Genomic DNA, 15,118 nt, shown 5'->3' on the forward strand with positions numbered 1-15,118 from the left:
CTAGCGTTCGGTTAGCTTCAGTTCGATCCGGCGGTTCGCGGCCCGGGCTTCAGGCGTTTGGCGCGGATCGACGGGGCGGTATTCGCCAAATCCCGTTGGTGCCAGGCGCCATTCCGGGAAATTCAGTTCGTCCGCCATGAACCGGACCACGGACAACGCCCGCGCCTGGCTCAGCTCCCAGTTATCCGCGAACTGACCTGTTCCTGAAATGGGCACATCATCCGTGTGGCCATCGACGCGGATGACCCAATCGATGTTATCGGGGATTTCGTCGGAAACCTCGTTCAGCAGCGAGGCCACTTCGTCCACTTGCGCCCGCCCGGCGTCGGATAGGGTGGCCGAGCCCGACGGAAACAGAACCTCGGACGAGAATACGAATCTGTCACCGACGATCTGGATGCCTTCGCGGTCGCCCAGAACCTCGCGCAAACGTCCGAAAAACTCCGATTGATAGTTTTCCAGTCTCGCGCGCTCGGCCGCTTCCAATTCGGCGCGACGCTTCTGCTCGATCGCCTCGCGGGCCAAAGCGGCGTTGAGCTGTTGTCCCAACGTTTCGATCCGGGCCTGACTTTCGACATCGGCCTCATCGGCCAGATCCAGCAGACCCTGCAGTGAGCTCAGCTGTTGGCGCAGTTGGGCAACCTGGGCGTTCAATGCACTGACCTGTCTTTGACTATCTTCCGTCAGCGTTTCCTGCTGGGACAGTTCCTCGCGGGCCGTCGCAAGCAGCGCCGCTTGGCGTTCCGCCTCGGTCAGTCGTTCCTGTGCCCGGGTCTCGGCCTGGAGGCGAAGGGCCAAAGCTTCTTCAAGCTGATCCCGAAGCGAAGTTCTATCCTCCTGCACTTCTCGCAGGGCGGCTGACTCGGCGCGGGCTTCGGTCAGGGCCGCAGCCAGGCGGTCGCGCTCATCGGCCTCCCGGCCGGCCAATTCGCGCAGTTCATCGACTTCGGCTTGTGCTTCGGCCAGACGCGCCCGGGCGTCTTCCAGATCCCCCGCGAACGCGATCCGCGCAGCCTTCGCAGCTTCCAGCGCGTCCGAGATCGCGGCCATCTCGGCCGCTTGTTCATCCTGCTCGGCCAAGGCCAATTGCAGCAGGGCATCGGTTCGATCGATCTCGACCTCGGCGGCCTCTTGCGCCGTCAAGGCTGCCTGAAGCCTCTCATCGGCACCGCTCAACTCGGCATTGCGTTCCAGCGCGGCAGTGAGACGCGCATCCAGATCGGTCTGATCCTCAAGCGCCTCGTCCCGGGCGAGAAGGGCCGCGGCGAGGCGCGCGTTCAGCTCGTCCTCGATCGATTCGGCAGCTGCCAGTAGGGTCAGGGTCTCTTCCGCGCGCTGTCGTTGCTCTTCCAGCGCAAGGGACATGGCGGTCAGTTCGGCCTCGCTTTCGGACAGACGGTCGCGCAGAGCTTCGGCCGCGGCCGCCTCGGTCAGGCGCGCGGCCTCTTCCTCGGACAGGGCAGTCTCGAGGGACGCAATGGCATCACCCTGTTCACCGGCCTCTGTCCGCAAGCTAGCCACCAGCGCTTCAAGAGCTTCTCTCCGGGCCGCAGCAAGACGTGCTTGTTCTGACGCAATGTCGATCTCGTCGCGGGCCTGGGCAAGCGCGAGGTTCAGCGCTTCGCGGTCGGAGACCAGTTCGTCGCGCTCCCCTTCAAGCCCCGCGATCGCGGCCTGATCCCGATCTTGTCGGGCCAACAGCGAGGCCACCTGTTCCTCGAAGCTGGCAATCTGCCCTTCCTGGCGATCGATCCGGGATTGCAGTGATGCGACCAAATCGGATTGCCGTTGGGTTTCCGCCCGCAGTGCTTCGCGTTCATCTTCCAGCTCGGTGGTCCGGGCATCGGCCAGCCCGAGGGACCGCGTCAATCCCGCGATCTCCGCGGTCAGGGCGTTCAGCTCACTTTCCTGGCCCGAGATTTCTTCGCGCAGGACGTATTGAACCACGATGAAGATCGTCAGGACGAACGTCATGACCATCAGAAGTGACGTGACGGCGTCCACGAACCCCGGCCAGATATTCGCCGTCACCCGCGATGTCGCTCGTCGTGACAGTGGCATCGCCTACCCCGCCGTCCGGCCGAGGGCCCGCGAGATTTGACGCAGTTCCTGGCGCAATTCACTGGTGGTTTCCTGTCGGCCAGCTGCAAGTTCTTCCAGGATCCGCAGCATTTGAACGTCGATGGACCGCAGGCGCATCCGACTTTCAGCGTCCAGCGCGCCGCCCGTGGCATTGCCCAGTGCGTCGGCCAAACGATCCTGCCCGGTGGCCACCCGATCCAGCATGACCGCCAGATCGGCTTCCCCCTCAAGTCTTTCGTGCAGGCGATCCAACCCCGTGGCGATGTCGGACAGTCGGCGATCGGTATCGCTTCGCCCAGCTTCGCTGCGCTGAAACAGGTCCTCAAGGCGGTCGATCTGCCCGATCACGTGCTCGAGCGCGGCAACCTGGCCGGACTCCATTCCCCCTTCCGCGTCCGCACCCGCAAAACCCAGACGAGTGATGGAGGACAGCCATTCCTCGAGTTCACGGTAGAACCTGTTTTGCCCGTGGCTTGCGAAAAGCTCCAGAAGACCGACGATCAGTGATCCGGCCAGACCAAGCAGGGACGATGCGAAGGCGACGCCCATGCCACCAAGTTGGGCTTCCAGCCCATCCATCAGGCGCCCGAAAATCGCCATGCCGTCCTCCCCCTCGACGGGGGCCAGCGCGCGAATCGTCTCGACGATTGCCGGGACTGTCGTCGCCAAGCCGTAGAACGTGCCCAGAAGGCCAAGGAAGATCAGAAGGTTCACGAGATAGCGCGTGATATCGCGGGCTTCGTCGATCCGGGTCGCGACCGAATCCAGGATCGAGCGCGAGGAGGAGGACGAAATCTGCATCTCCCGCCCGCGCGAACGCATCAGCGTTGCCAATGGTGCCAGCAACCTGGGGGCCGAGGACAACCGGTGCTCGGGGTCATCGGAGGTGAACCCTTCGATCCAGCTAACCGATTGCACTAGTTGGAAAAGCTGCCAGAAGCACGCCGCGACGCCTATCAGGAAGACAAGGGTGATGAACCCGTTCAGAAGCGGGTTCGCCTGGAACACCGGCATGACGTTGGGCAGCGCGAAGAATGTCCCGATGCCCACCAGCACCAGGACCAAGATCATCGACACGATCTGCCGGATTGGCTGCGTGAAGGTCGGTCGCTCTGCGCGATCCGTCTGGCGCTTCATATGGCCCGTCCTGCTTGGTTTCTGGGGTGCGACCTTAAATCAAGGGCATAGGGTCGCCAAGACCGCCCCGTTCATAGCCCCTTAAGGTTACGGACACGTGTGCTCAACCAGTCGAGATCCGGGTCCGAAATGCCCAATTGCGTCAAATGCGTCGTCGTATTGAACAGATATTCTTCGTTCGATCCACGCCCGCCTTGGGCCTGCGCGATAATCCGGGCCTGTGTTTCCAGATCCATTCCGGACAGGTACTGCTCGTGGGTGGGGTCGATGATGTAGGCCACGGCCTCGATCCGCCGACCGTCATGCAGATCGAGCGGAAGACGCCGTTCGAGATAAGCGGAGGACACGAGTTCACGCTCCCTCAGCATCCCGAGCGTTTGCGCCTCGTGCCCCGGCTCGACCCTCAGGGCCAGACCGGTACATGTGGCCCCCGGCCGCGCATCCAGTGCCAGCACCAGCCCGGGCATTTCAGGTGTCCCGCGGTGGTGAATGGACGACATGCAGAACGACCGGGCATAGCCGTCCAGTCGGGCGACGACCGTTTCGGCCACGGAGAATTCTGGGTTCCACACCAGCGACCCATAGCCGAACACCCACATCGGGCTTTGTTGACCTTGTTGCATCATGCCGGCGCCTATATCGCTTGGCCGACCCTTGCGAAAGGCCGGCCATGCGACTGTTAACCATCCTTGTGATCATTCTGGCGCTCGGCTGGACCGGATACTGGTTCGTCGGCGCGCAAGCTCTCGAATCCGCGATCCGGTCCGCGATCAACGAGGCGCGCGAGGGCGGCATCGAGGTTGATACCGCCAGCTTGGAAGTTGCCGGCTTTCCCAATCGTTTCGACACGATGATCGAACAGCCGCAGGTCCATTTCCCCTCAAGCGGCATCACGTGGAGCGCGCCCTTCCTGCAAATCCTCGCGCTGAGCTACCGTCCGAACCAGGTGATCATCGCCCTGCCCGATACGCAGGAATTGACAGGCCCCTTTGGTGCCGCCGCGATCGACACAGACCGCGCAAGGGCCTCTGCGACATTCTCCCCCTCGCCGTCACTCCCGCTGGATCATGCGAATCTGGTCGTGGAAGACTTGCTTATATCGTCGGCGGGGCGCGATCTGAGTGCTAAGCGGCTGCTGGCCGCCACGCGCATCCCCGAGGGCGCCGAAGACGGTCGCGTCCAGAATATCGGCATCACGCTTGACGATGTGAAACTGCCCGACACGTTGGCGCGTCAGTTGGGCGGGGCTGCCACGATCGACGGGGCAAACCTGAACGCGACCCTTACCTTGGACCGCCCCATCGACAGGGACACCTACCAGGGCGGCGAAGTCAGAATTGAAGCCATCAACATCGAAACCCTGGACATCGATTGGGGCGATGTCGGGCTCGACGCTTCGGGTGACCTGCAGGTTGGCGCGGATGGATATCTTGCGGGCGAGCTTTCCGTCGCGCTGAACAACTGGCCCCGCGCGTTGGAGCTCGCGGCCACGGCCGGGCTCATTCCACAGGATCAGGCGTCCCAGGCCCGGCAAGGCTTGTCGCTTCTGTCCGGATTGTCGGGGGCCGGAAACCGGATCGAAGTACCGCTGAGCTTTCGGGACGGGCGTATTTTCATGGGGCCAGTCCCTCTGGGACCAGCACCCCGGCTCTAGGCGAACTGTTCTCGGATCAAACGTTCCTCCAGGCCATGGCCGGGATCGAACAGGATCGAATGAACGATGTCGTCCGCGCTTTGGACCTTAACGCAAACGACATCTCGCACCGAGTGGCCGTCCGCGTCCGCCATCACCGGTCGCTTTTCTGCCTGCAAAACATCGAACCGGACTTCGACCGTCTTCGGCAGCAATGCGCCCTGCCACCTGCGGGGGCGAAACGCTGACATTGCGGTCAGCGCCAAGACATCCGACCCTATGGGCAGGATCGGACCATGGGCCGAATAATTGTAGGCCGTCGACCCCGCGGGTGTCGCCACCAGCGCGCCGTCGCAAACCAGTTCCTCCATCCGCATTCGACCGTCGACATAGATGGACAGGCGGGCTGCCTGGGGACCCTGACGCAGAAGCGATACCTCGTTGATGGCCAGATGCGTCTCGATCGTGCCGTCCGCCCGCCGCGCGGTCATCTTCAGCGGGTTGATGTCCTCGCGCTCGGCCGCGTCCAGCCGCTCCAGCAAGCCATCTTCTCGATACTCGTTCATCAGGAAACCGATGGTGCCGCAATTCATGCCGTAGACGGGCGCGCGCAGGTGCTGAGTCTCGTGCAGCGTGCGAAGCATGTGCCCGTCGCCACCCAAAGCGACGATCACATCCGCCTGATCCAGCGCCGCCGCGCCATAAAGCCGCGACAGCGCGCCCAATGCCTGTTGCGCGGTCTCGCTCCGGCTTGCCGAAAAGGCAATCTTGTTAGACATCGACGCTCCTCCACGGGCGGACCGTTGCGCACGAGGTCGCGAATGACAAGCGGCGCGTCGGGGCTCGCCCTTCCCCGCGGCCCTGCTTCGGGGTATGGGAAGCCAGCGCCCACCCTTGCTGAAAGGAACGCCCGATGAATGCGCCCCATCGCGACGAAGGCTTCTTCACAAAAAGCCTGTCCCAGATCGACCCCGAGCTTTCCGCCGCCATGGGTCAGGAGCTTGGCCGTCAACGCGACGAGATCGAGCTGATCGCCTCCGAAAACATCGTCAGCCGGGCGGTCATGGAAGCCCAGGGGTCCGTGCTGACGAACAAGTACGCCGAAGGCTATCCGGGCAAGCGGTATTATGGCGGGTGCCAGTATGTCGACATCGCCGAGACCTTGGCGATCGATCGCGCCAAGCAACTGTTCGATTGCGGGTTCGCGAACGTGCAGCCCAATTCGGGCAGCCAGGCCAACCAGGGCGTCTTCACCGCGCTTCTGCAGCCGGGCGACACCATCCTGGGGATGAGCCTGGATGCCGGTGGGCACCTGACCCATGGCGCCAAGCCCAACCAGTCGGGCAAGTGGTTCAACGCCATCCAGTACGGCGTGAAGCGCGACGACATGCTGCCCGACTACGATCAGGTCGAAGATCTGGCGAAACAGCATCAGCCCAAGATGATCATCGCTGGCGGCTCGGCCATTCCGCGCGTGATCGACTTCGCCCGCATGCGTCAGATCGCCGACAGCGTTGGGGCCTATCTGCTGGTCGACATGGCCCATTTCGCGGGGCTGGTGGCGGCTGGCGAATACCCCTCGCCCTTCCCGCATGCGCATGTCGCGACCACGACGACGCACAAGACCCTGCGCGGTCCGCGCGGCGGCATGATCCTGACGAACGACGAAGCGCTGGCCAAGAAGTTCAACTCGGCCATCTTCCCCGGCATCCAGGGCGGTCCCCTGATGCACGTGATCGCCGCCAAGGCCGTGGCCTTTGGCGAGGCGCTTCAGCCTGGGTTCAAGGCGTACCAGCAGCAGGTCATCCTGAATGCGCAGGCGCTGGCCGATCAGCTGATGAAGGGCGGTCTGGATATCGTGACGAACGGCACCGACAGCCACGTTCTTTTGGTCGACCTGCGGCCTAAGGGCGTGAAGGGCAACGCCACCGAAACGGCGTTGGGCCGGGCGCACATCACCTGCAACAAGAACGGCATCCCCTTCGACGACGAAAAGCCGACGATCACGTCGGGGATTCGTCTGGGCTCGCCGGCCGGCACCACCCGCGGTTTTGGAGAGCCGGAGTTCCGCCAGATCGCGGACTGGATCGTTCAGGTTGTAGACGGCCTCGCCGCGAACGGGCCTGACGGGAACACCGAGGTCGAAGCCAAGGTGCGCAGCGAAGTCGCCGAGCTTTGCGGCCGCTACCCGATCTACCCCGATCTGTAATCGAACCAGGCGCCCCCTCATAGGGGGGTCGCATCCTTGCATGGTCACCACATGAAGCTGAACACGGTCGTCACGGGCCCCGAGGACGGTCCCCCGCTTCTGATCGCGCACGGGCTTTTCGGCTCGGCGCGAAATTGGGGCGTCATCCAGAAACGGCTGTCCGACGTGTTTCGCGTGACTGTGGTGGACATGCGCAATCATGGCAGCTCGGGCTGGGTGGATGTGCACGATTATCCCGCCATGGCCGAAGATTTGGCCGAGACGCTTGATGGACCCAGTCACATCCTGGGCCATTCCATGGGCGGAAAGGCCGCCATGGCGCTGGCTCTCACCCGCCCCGAGCTTGTTGATCGCCTAATCGTCGCGGATATTGCGCCAGTGGCCTATACCCATACGCAGAGCCACCTTGTGGAGGCGATGCAACAGCTCCCGGTGGACAAGCTGGACACGCGTCGCGCGGCCGACGAGGCCTTATCGGAAACGGTCGACTCTCCGGGCGTCAGGGCGTTCCTACTGCAAAGCCTGGATGTCCAGGCCAAGCGGTGGGCGTTGAACCTGGGTGTCCTGGGGCGGGAAATGGCAAAGATCGTCGGCTGGCCCGATCTGACCGGCTCTTGTGAGGCACCGACGTTGTTTCTTGCAGGCGGGGAAAGCGACTATGTCACGCGAGGGGATCGGGACGCCATACGCGCGCTGTTCCCTCACGCGCGGTTCGCCGCGATCCCGGGGGCGGGGCATTGGCTCCACGCGGAAAAGCCGCGGGAATTCGAAGCCGCGATCCGAGCTTTTCTTGCTGCGTGACGGTCAGCTCGTCCGCTTTGGCAGCATCCGCCCTACAACGCCGTCCCGTTTCGTCAGGTGCCGCACCGCCCCGAGGATGTGCGCCGCGATCAGCGCCAGAAGAACCTTGGACGTGATTGCATGCACCTGCGCGACGAGATGTGATCCGGTCAAAACGGCCAGAAGTCCCGCCAGCGGCATGCCGATAAGAACGACATAAAACAGAATGTGATTCCCGCGCGAGATCTTCTGAAGCCAACTCGGCTCTGTCCTCGGCGGCGCCGGCGCGCCATAGCGGCGGCGGACGGCGATGCGGCCCAGCATCGCGATCAGGATGGACGTGCCGATCACGCCATGAACCACCGCTGTGCCCGTTGCTCCTGCTTCGAGAGAGAGCCCCTGTTCAAAGGCGGACGCCATGCCACCGCCGGTGAAGAACTGAAATGCGACCAACCCGACGACAAGCCAGTGCAGGCCGATCTGTCTCTGAGCATATGTGTCAGAAGGTGTCATTTTGGTATCCTGTTGTTTCCTCTCGGTCCCAACCGGACAAACCCGTCTTCGTGCCCGGGATGCGACAAGATGGCATACCCCAGAACACTCCACAAACGAAAAACGCCGCCCAGCAGGGGGCGGCATCTTCGATTGAATGGTCGGCAAGATTACTTGATCTTGCCTTCCTTGTATTCGACATGCTTGCGCGCGACGGGGTCGTATTTCCGGACCGACATCTTTTCGGTCATCGTGCGCGCGTTCTTCTTGGTCACGTAGAAGTGCCCCGTATCCGCCGTCGAGTTCAGGCGGATCTTGATGGTTGTCGGCTTCGCCATACTCTATCTCCTCGGTCGGGCGGCGCGGCCACCCCGGACTGAAATCCGTTGCAGAAAGCTGAAGCCGCCTTCTACGCGCTGCGCCAGCCCTGTCAACCTCTAACGCTCAGGATGCTTTGGCGTTTCCCATCTCGCGTGAGACCACGAGAAGGCGCACAATTCGACCATGGCGGTCGCGCATCGGCGAGACCGTAACGTCCCACAGCTTCGGCCACTTGTTCATCGTCGGGCAATTGCCCACGAAACGGACGACCTCTCCAAGACGGCTGCGCGTGACCGCGTTCCGCAGCACATGTCGCATGTTTTCGGGCCATAGAACCCACCACTCAAGCCCGATGACCGCTTCTTTCCGGGCAACTTCCATCGCGCACAGGCCATTCTCGCTGACACCGCCGATGCGTCCATCCAGATCAACCAGCTTGACGCAATGTCCCGCCCGCCCCAGATAACCGAGCGTCACGACCGGGGTGCAACCGTCCATCTCTTCCACGAGCTTTCGGTCGTCCCCGAGGTGACTGTAGTTGATGCCGGTCATGCGATTCCTCCCAGTCGTTCGGAGGAGATACTACGTCAACTAAAGTTAGAAAAGCGTTTCGGCGCGCGGATGACCTGTAAGCCGGATTCTGTATCCGGTCTGCACCGGATGGTGACCATTCCTCTCGTCCTGCCGTTGCCGACAGGCTTTAGCTGCCTACCCGGGACCCTGGCGGAAGCAGCCCTGGATCCCCTATTCGGCATTGCTCCCGGTGGGGCTTGCCATGCGGGGACCGTTGCCGGCCCCCCGGTGGGCTCTTACTCCACCTTTTCACCCTTGCCTGCGGACGAATCCGTCGGCGGTCTGTTCTCTGTGGCGCTTTCCGTCGGGTCGCCGGCGGGTTGCCCCGCCGATCCCCGCCCGGGCGTTACCCGGCACCGTCGCTTCCTGGAGTCCGGACTTTCCTCGTGGCCCGAAAGCCACGCGGTCACCCGGTCATCCGCGCCGAGGATGTCTAGCCGTTGGCCGGCACCGGGTCAATCGCTGCCTGCCCGGCAAGCCCCTTCAAAATACCAAGATCACGCGAGTCAGCTGGGCCGCTCGCATGCGGTCGATGCCGCAGCCGCAGTGCCGCCAGTTTTGCCTCGATTGACGCATTGGAGGTATAGCCAGCGCGGGCCAGGGCATTCTGAAGGTCGCCTTCCGCTTCCCCGCCCGGGGTCGGGGCCGCCAAGCCTAGCCTCGCAAAACGGGTCCAGTCGAAGCGTGGTCCCGGATCGACCTTCCGCCCCGGCGCACAGTCTGAATGGCCGATGACGCGGGCCGCGGGGATGGACCAGCGGGCCTTGATCCCGCGCAGGACCAGCTGCAGCGCGTTCATCTGGGCATGGGCAAACGGCATTTGCCCGTCATTGCAAAGCTCCACGCCGATGGAATGGCTGTTCACATCCCGGACAGGTCCCCAAGCACCGGCCCCGGCGTGCCATGCCCGTTCGCTCTCGGGCACCAACCGGACCACACGCCCCTGCCGGTCGATCAGGTAATGGGCCGACACCTCCGCTTCCGGATCGCTGAGACGCGCGATTGCCCGCTCCGGGCACCGCATGGCCGTGAAATGGAGGACAACGAGGTCGGGCAAAACCCCGCCCCGACGCGGCCCATGGTTGGGCGAGGGTCGGTCGTGGAACTTCAGTTCAGCCCTGCGCCGCCCGGAACGGGGCGGGGTCCCAGCTGCAGGCAAATCCGTCGCCGTCGGGATCCACCCCCAGGCGGTCACGCTCGGGGCCGCCCTCAGCCAGGAAGGCCTCTTGCGCCAGATCGGGCGAGGCAAAACCGGCACAGGCGCTCCGGAAGCGCCGTTCCTGGAAGAAGCCGCCGCGCCGATAGACAGGCTGCCCCACGACATTCGTTGTGTTCAGGGCGTATTGAACGATGTTCGGCCCCGACTGACCTTCCCGCTGCGGAACGGCACGGGGCTGAACGACCTGATACTGCGCGCGGTTGCGGGCCAGCCGTTCGGCATCCGATTCGATGGTTTCACGCGCGGAAACGGCCGCGAAGCTCTGCTCGTCGGAAATTCCCGGGCTGCTCGACGGGGCGGGCGCCGACGCAGCGGCGGCGGGGCCGCTCTCAGGCAGGGCCGCCGTATCTATGGTGCCGGACGGGGGAAGTCCTTGGCCCCCGGCCGGCAGACCGGCGGCCTGCAACTCTTCTGAGGAAATCACGGGATTGGTCGGCACGGCGGCCGCGGGCGCACTGGCAGTCTGACGATCCTGCGCCAGACGGGCGGCCTCGTAGCTTTCATAATCGCCGAACCCCACGCCGCGTCCGATATCGACGCGGCTTGGCGTGAAGTCCGGATTGCTTTCCGGCACCGACTGGGCACAGGCAGCCGCGAAGGCGCACAGCAGGATCGAAGGTAGAAGACGCGTCATAACCATGTCCGTTCTATACCTCGAAAAACACCCAAGGTGCGCAATCCCTACCACCAGCGATCCGGTTTGGCCACAAAGCCGGCCGCACGTTCCAGTGCATAGGCGACGTTCAGAAGATCGCCCTCTTCGAACGGCCGGCCGATCAACTGCAGCCCCAGCGGCAGGCCGGTTGCCCCCTGCCCCGTCGGCACGCTGATGCCGGGCAGGCCTGCCAGATTTACCGTTACCGTGAACACGTCGTTGAGGTACATCTGCACCGGATCGGCGTGCGCCATTTCCCCCAGACCGAACGCGGCAGACGGCGTCGTCGGCGTCAGGATGGCGTCCACCCCCTGCGCGAAGACCTCGTCGAAATCACGCTTGATCAGGGTCCGGACCTTGCGGGCGCGATTGTAGTAGGCGTCGTAGAAGCCCGCGGACAGGACGTAGGTGCCAACCATGATGCGGCGCTTGACCTCGTCTCCGAACCCTTCGGCGCGGGTCTTCTCGTACATCTCGGTCACGCCATCGCCCTGATCGGGGACGGCACGGCGCCCGAACCGGACGCCGTCATAACGCGCGAGGTTCGAGGACGCCTCGGCAGGCGCAATCACGTAATAGGTCGGCAGCGCATATTTCGTATGCGGCAGCGAGACATCTACGACCTTCGCGCCGGCATCCACAAGCATCTGCCGCCCTTCGGACCAAAGGCGGTCGATCTCCTCGGGCATGCCGTCGACGCGGTATTCTTTGGGCAAGCCAATGGTCTTGCCCTTGATGTCGCCGGTCAGCGCCGCCTCGAAATCGGGGACGGCTATGTCAACGCTGGTCGAATCCAGCGGATCGTGTCCCGCCATCTCGCGCAGCAGGATCGCGGCGTCGCGCACGTCTTTCGTCATCGGCCCCGCCTGGTCCAGCGACGAGGCGAAGGCCACGATCCCGAACCGCGAACACCGCCCGTAGGTCGGCTTCAAGCCCGTGATCCCGGTGAAGGCTGCAGGCTGGCGGATCGACCCGCCCGTGTCGGTGCCGGTCGCTCCCAGGCACAGATCGGCCGCCACCGCCGTCGCCGACCCGCCCGAGCTGCCACCCGGCGTCAGCTTGCGGTCGTCCACCTTCCAGGGGTTCACCGCGTCGCCATAGACGCTGCTTTCGTTGGACGAGCCCATGGCGAACTCGTCCATGTTCAGCTTGCCCAGCATGACCGCACCCGACGCCCACAGCTTTGTGGTCACGGTGGACTCGTATTCGGGGCGGAATCCTTCGAGGATGCGGCTGGCCGCCTGGCTGTCGACCCCGCGCACACAGAACAGGTCCTTGATGCCCAGAGGGATGCCGTTCAGCGCGCCGCCCTCGCCACGGGCATCGGCGGATTTCGCCTGCTCCATCGCTTTTTCGGGTGTCTTATGGACGAAAGCGCCCAGCGCATCGGCGGCGTCGATCGCCGTCAGGCAGGCTTCGGTCAGCTCAGCGCTGGTGAAGTCGCCCTTCTTCAGCCCGTCGCGGGCGGCGGCGATGGTCAGGGTGTTCAGATCGGTCATGTTCCAGCCCTCACTCGACCACTTTCGGGACCGCGAAGAAGCCCTCGCGGGCATCCGGCGCGTTATTCAGCACGGCCTTCTGCTGGCCGCCATCGGTCACCACGTCCTCGCGCCGCTTCAGCCGCTGGGGCGTGACGCTGGTCATGGGCTCGACGCCGTCGATATCCACTTCCGAGAGCTGTTCGATGAAGCCGAGGATGTCGTTGAACTCTCCCGCCAGGGCGGGCAGGTCATTGTCCTCGACGCGGATGCGGGCAAGTTTCGCCACCCGGCGTGCGGTCTCGATGTCGATCGACATGGGGCACCTCTGAACTCTGTCGTTCGGGGCTTTACCCGCCGGTCCCCGCCGGTTCAAGGCGGTGCCGTCGCAGGACGGTGATCATCCATCCCAACATCGCCGCATTCAAAAGATGCCAGGCGAAATGCGTGCCGACCGGCCACCAATCGCACAGCGCCATGTCCAGGGATCGCGCCAGCAGCGAAAGACAAAGAACCCCCGCCCCGACCAGAAGCCCCGACGACACCCCGGGCAACCGGTGGCGCAGAAGCACCCCGTATGCCGCGATCAGAAGCGGGACGGGCCAGTAGAAGGACGACACGGCGAAGCCGGGCAGCCGGTCGAAGATCCAGCCGGTCGCCGTGGCATAGGGAAAGAAGGCGAGCACCCCCAGGGCCGCCGCCCAGACCGGCCACCCCCAGAAGCGGCGGTTCGCGGCATAGATGTAGGTCAGGATATACAGCAGGATCGGCAGCGTGTCGGTCAGCGCGGCCCAGCGCGTGGCATAGGTGTGAAACAGCCCCGACCCGATGCCTATGGCGAACAGTATGGCGCACAGCACACGTTCGATCCCGCGGGCATTCGGCCACAGCCAAAGCGCCGCCGCCATGAAGGCCACATTGGTGACCGCGTTCGCGGGTTCGGACCAAAGACCGGGGCCCATCCGTTCGCAATAGGCGTTCACCTGCTCAGACCAGTCCATGCGTCCCTCTTCCACGGTGCCGCATACGGAGGTGACGGATCAGAAGCCGTCTGCCAATGCGACCCGATCCCCCACTGCGACATCACCGCCAGAAATGACGCTTGCATACCAGCCACCATGGCCCCGCACGGCGCTATAGCCACCGGCGCCGAACGTCTCTTCCATGCGCGAACACGGCGGGCACGGCCCCTCGATCCGCAAGACGGCGTCGCCCAACCTGACGTCCTCCCTCTTCAGGGCCGCCAGATTGATCCCGGCCACCGCGACGTTGCGGCGCAGATCTTCTGGTGGAACGACATCCCGTCCAAGAAGTGCCGCGATCACCGGCAGGTGCTCGGCCTGGATCAGCGTTACGGCGCGCTTACCCGGCCGCCCATGATCCCCCTCTAGACCTTGTTCAACGATCCGCGCGGCATCGACCGCCTGCACCTGTGCACGTCGCCCGGACCGCACGCCGATCCACGTCACCCGCCCGGTCTGTGCGTGGCGGGCCATCATCGCCTTCAGATCCGTCATCCTGACATGCCGCCTTTCCGTTCTAGCTTGCCGCCCAACTGCCACCCCACGGAGGATGATCCATGCTCACACGCCGTCAAATGCTTGCCACCGGTGCCGCCCTGCCGCTGGTCCCCGCCACGGCCCGCGCCGCCAGCCACACCGGGACCACCGGCACAAACGCCTTGGCCGACGCCCTTCGCTTTCCGCTGGGCGAGGACATGGCCGTCACCGTCCTGTCCGACGGCGCACTTCGCATCGGGCCAGAGGCGCTTCAGGGTATCGATGCCGAAGGCTACGCCACGCTGATGCAGGACGCCTATCGCGACCCCGACACGTTCCGCGCCGCCGTCAACGGATTCCTGGTCGAAGCGAATGGCGAGAAGATGCTGATCGACGCCGGCACCGGCGGCGCGATGGGCCCCGATCTGGGACGCCTGCTGGGGAACCTGTCGGCCACCGGCACCGCGCCCGAGGACATCACCCGCGTGATCGCCACCCACCTGCACCCCGACCACATGGGCGGCGCTGTCGAGGGCGGAGAGGCCGTCTTCCCCAATGCCGAGTTGACCGTCCACGAGCAGGAGCGCGCCTTCTGGACCGACGACGCCAACATGGCCGAAGGGTCCGAGCAGTTCTTCCAGATCGCCCGCACCGTTCTGGATCAATACAGTGACCGGCTGAACGTCATCTCGGGCGACGAGGTCGAGGTCGCGCCGGGCCTCACCTCGATGTTCCTGCCCGGCCACACCCCCGGCCATACGGGCTATGTGCTGGATTCCGGCGACCAGTCCGTGCTGATCTGGGCCGACATCGTTCACGCCGCCCCCGTCCAGCTGGCCCGCCCCGAGGTCACCATCGGCTTCGACGTGAACCCCGAACAGGCGGCAGAGACGCGCGCGGCCCTTCTGGACCGGGTCGTGGCTGACCGCATGATGATCGCAGGCAGCCATATAGACTTCCCCGGCATGGGCCACATTGCCCCCCAAGGCGAAGGCTACCGCATGGTGAACGCGGCCTACCCCTACCGCGCCTGATACAAC

General features: G+C 64.3%; 17 protein-coding genes and 1 other RNA gene. 4 read left to right on the forward strand and 14 right to left on the reverse strand.

The window, feature by feature from the left end:
* The 3 genes from PAA8504_RS11390 to PAA8504_RS11400 form a co-directional block, all read right to left on the reverse strand.
* The gene (locus PAA8504_RS11390) at positions 1 to 2,061 is read right to left on the reverse strand and encodes a peptidoglycan -binding protein (protein WP_108894307.1); all 2,061 of its coding nucleotides are present in this window, start codon (positions 2,059 to 2,061) and stop codon (positions 1 to 3) included.
* A 3-nt stretch (positions 2,062 to 2,064) separates the two neighbouring features.
* Positions 2,065 to 3,219 (reverse strand): biopolymer transporter ExbB, encoded by a 1,155-nt coding sequence (locus tag PAA8504_RS11395; RefSeq protein ID WP_108894308.1) that lies wholly within the window; start codon positions 3,217 to 3,219, stop codon positions 2,065 to 2,067.
* A gap of 71 nt (positions 3,220 to 3,290) precedes the next feature.
* Complete coding sequence (locus PAA8504_RS11400) at positions 3,291 to 3,845, reverse strand: gamma-glutamylcyclotransferase (RefSeq protein ID WP_245897591.1); 555 nt, start codon at positions 3,843 to 3,845, stop codon at positions 3,291 to 3,293.
* A 44-nt stretch (positions 3,846 to 3,889) separates the two neighbouring features.
* Between PAA8504_RS11400 and PAA8504_RS11405 the strand changes: the two genes are divergently transcribed.
* Complete coding sequence (locus PAA8504_RS11405) at positions 3,890 to 4,873, forward strand: DUF2125 domain-containing protein (protein ID WP_108894309.1); 984 nt, start codon at positions 3,890 to 3,892, stop codon at positions 4,871 to 4,873.
* Here the strand turns inward: PAA8504_RS11405 and PAA8504_RS11410 are convergent.
* Positions 4,870 to 5,631, reverse strand: coding sequence for an NAD kinase (locus PAA8504_RS11410; protein WP_108894310.1), 762 nt, complete (start codon positions 5,629 to 5,631; stop codon positions 4,870 to 4,872). The two genes, PAA8504_RS11405 and PAA8504_RS11410, sit on opposite strands and share 4 nt — an antisense overlap.
* A 134-nt stretch (positions 5,632 to 5,765) precedes the next feature.
* Here PAA8504_RS11410 and glyA point away from each other — a divergent pair, with 134 nt between their 5' ends.
* Together glyA and PAA8504_RS11420 are read left to right on the forward strand one after the other, a co-directional pair.
* Positions 5,766 to 7,061, forward strand: coding sequence for a serine hydroxymethyltransferase (gene glyA / locus PAA8504_RS11415; protein ID WP_108894311.1), 1,296 nt, complete (start codon positions 5,766 to 5,768; stop codon positions 7,059 to 7,061).
* Positions 7,062 to 7,112: 51 nt separating this feature from the next.
* The gene (locus PAA8504_RS11420) at positions 7,113 to 7,862 is read left to right on the forward strand and encodes an alpha/beta fold hydrolase (protein WP_108894312.1); all 750 of its coding nucleotides are present in this window, start codon (positions 7,113 to 7,115) and stop codon (positions 7,860 to 7,862) included.
* 3 nt (positions 7,863 to 7,865) lie between these two features.
* On the opposite strand, the gene PAA8504_RS11425 is transcribed toward PAA8504_RS11420, so the two are convergent.
* The 10 genes from PAA8504_RS11425 to PAA8504_RS11470 all read right to left on the reverse strand — a co-directional run bounded on the left by PAA8504_RS11425 (position 7,866) and on the right by PAA8504_RS11470 (position 14,096).
* Positions 7,866 to 8,354 carry a cytochrome b gene (locus PAA8504_RS11425; protein ID WP_181375771.1) on the reverse strand — a complete coding sequence of 163 codons (489 nt, stop codon included), beginning with the start codon at positions 8,352 to 8,354 and terminating at the stop codon, positions 7,866 to 7,868.
* Between the two features lie 149 nt (positions 8,355 to 8,503).
* Positions 8,504 to 8,671 carry a 50S ribosomal protein L33 gene (gene rpmG, locus PAA8504_RS11430; protein ID WP_108894314.1) on the reverse strand — a complete coding sequence of 56 codons (168 nt, stop codon included), beginning with the start codon at positions 8,669 to 8,671 and terminating at the stop codon, positions 8,504 to 8,506.
* A 106-nt stretch (positions 8,672 to 8,777) separates the two neighbouring features.
* Positions 8,778 to 9,206, reverse strand: coding sequence for a PAS domain-containing protein (locus PAA8504_RS11435; RefSeq protein WP_108894315.1), 429 nt, complete (start codon positions 9,204 to 9,206; stop codon positions 8,778 to 8,780).
* A 61-nt stretch (positions 9,207 to 9,267) separates the two neighbouring features.
* An RNA gene (gene rnpB, locus PAA8504_RS11440) (RNase P RNA component class A) lies at positions 9,268 to 9,649 on the reverse strand.
* 11 nt (positions 9,650 to 9,660) lie between these two features.
* A complete protein-coding gene (locus PAA8504_RS11445; RefSeq protein WP_245897592.1) occupies positions 9,661 to 10,284 on the reverse strand; it encodes an N-acetylmuramoyl-L-alanine amidase in 624 nt (207 codons plus the stop codon).
* Between the two features lie 55 nt (positions 10,285 to 10,339).
* A complete protein-coding gene (locus PAA8504_RS11450) occupies positions 10,340 to 11,080 on the reverse strand; it encodes a hypothetical protein (RefSeq protein WP_108894316.1) in 741 nt (246 codons plus the stop codon).
* A gap of 47 nt (positions 11,081 to 11,127) precedes the next feature.
* Positions 11,128 to 12,600, reverse strand: a complete 1,473-nt coding sequence (gatA, locus tag PAA8504_RS11455; RefSeq protein ID WP_108894317.1) for an Asp-tRNA(Asn)/Glu-tRNA(Gln) amidotransferase subunit GatA — start codon at positions 12,598 to 12,600, stop codon at positions 11,128 to 11,130.
* A gap of 10 nt (positions 12,601 to 12,610) precedes the next feature.
* Complete coding sequence (gatC, locus tag PAA8504_RS11460; RefSeq protein ID WP_108894318.1) at positions 12,611 to 12,898, reverse strand: Asp-tRNA(Asn)/Glu-tRNA(Gln) amidotransferase subunit GatC; 288 nt, start codon at positions 12,896 to 12,898, stop codon at positions 12,611 to 12,613.
* Positions 12,899 to 12,929: 31 nt separating this feature from the next.
* Complete coding sequence (locus PAA8504_RS11465; RefSeq protein ID WP_108894319.1) at positions 12,930 to 13,580, reverse strand: ceramidase domain-containing protein; 651 nt, start codon at positions 13,578 to 13,580, stop codon at positions 12,930 to 12,932.
* Positions 13,581 to 13,619: 39 nt separating this feature from the next.
* Positions 13,620 to 14,096 carry an MOSC domain-containing protein gene (locus PAA8504_RS11470; protein WP_108894320.1) on the reverse strand — a complete coding sequence of 159 codons (477 nt, stop codon included), beginning with the start codon at positions 14,094 to 14,096 and terminating at the stop codon, positions 13,620 to 13,622.
* A gap of 62 nt (positions 14,097 to 14,158) precedes the next feature.
* Between PAA8504_RS11470 and PAA8504_RS11475 the strand changes: the two genes are divergently transcribed.
* Positions 14,159 to 15,112, forward strand: a complete 954-nt coding sequence (locus tag PAA8504_RS11475) for an MBL fold metallo-hydrolase (RefSeq protein WP_108894321.1) — start codon at positions 14,159 to 14,161, stop codon at positions 15,110 to 15,112.
* Positions 15,113 to 15,118: the final 6 nt, after the last annotated feature.

It is taken from the genome of Palleronia abyssalis, assembly GCF_900302445.1.
GTDB classification, from domain to species: Bacteria; Pseudomonadota; Alphaproteobacteria; order Rhodobacterales; family Rhodobacteraceae; genus Palleronia; species Palleronia abyssalis.

Coding starts and splice junctions, on each gene's coding strand:
- PAA8504_RS11390 (WP_108894307.1), bottom strand. CDS start 2,061: ATGCCACTGTCACGACGAGCGACATCGCGGGTGACGGCGAATATCTGG.
- PAA8504_RS11395 (WP_108894308.1), bottom strand. CDS start 3,219: ATGAAGCGCCAGACGGATCGCGCAGAGCGACCGACCTTCACGCAGCCA.
- PAA8504_RS11400 (WP_245897591.1), bottom strand. CDS start 3,845: ATGATGCAACAAGGTCAACAAAGCCCGATGTGGGTGTTCGGCTATGGG.
- PAA8504_RS11405 (WP_108894309.1), top strand. CDS start 3,890: ATGCGACTGTTAACCATCCTTGTGATCATTCTGGCGCTCGGCTGGACC.
- PAA8504_RS11410 (WP_108894310.1), bottom strand. CDS start 5,631: ATGTCTAACAAGATTGCCTTTTCGGCAAGCCGGAGCGAGACCGCGCAA.
- glyA (WP_108894311.1), top strand. CDS start 5,766: ATGAATGCGCCCCATCGCGACGAAGGCTTCTTCACAAAAAGCCTGTCC.
- PAA8504_RS11420 (WP_108894312.1), top strand. CDS start 7,113: ATGAAGCTGAACACGGTCGTCACGGGCCCCGAGGACGGTCCCCCGCTT.
- PAA8504_RS11425 (WP_181375771.1), bottom strand. CDS start 8,354: ATGACACCTTCTGACACATATGCTCAGAGACAGATCGGCCTGCACTGG.
- rpmG (WP_108894314.1), bottom strand. CDS start 8,671: ATGGCGAAGCCGACAACCATCAAGATCCGCCTGAACTCGACGGCGGAT.
- PAA8504_RS11435 (WP_108894315.1), bottom strand. CDS start 9,206: ATGACCGGCATCAACTACAGTCACCTCGGGGACGACCGAAAGCTCGTG.
- PAA8504_RS11450 (WP_108894316.1), bottom strand. CDS start 11,080: ATGACGCGTCTTCTACCTTCGATCCTGCTGTGCGCCTTCGCGGCTGCC.
- gatA (WP_108894317.1), bottom strand. CDS start 12,600: ATGACCGATCTGAACACCCTGACCATCGCCGCCGCCCGCGACGGGCTG.
- gatC (WP_108894318.1), bottom strand. CDS start 12,898: ATGTCGATCGACATCGAGACCGCACGCCGGGTGGCGAAACTTGCCCGC.
- PAA8504_RS11465 (WP_108894319.1), bottom strand. CDS start 13,580: ATGGACTGGTCTGAGCAGGTGAACGCCTATTGCGAACGGATGGGCCCC.
- PAA8504_RS11470 (WP_108894320.1), bottom strand. CDS start 14,096: ATGACGGATCTGAAGGCGATGATGGCCCGCCACGCACAGACCGGGCGG.
- PAA8504_RS11475 (WP_108894321.1), top strand. CDS start 14,159: ATGCTCACACGCCGTCAAATGCTTGCCACCGGTGCCGCCCTGCCGCTG.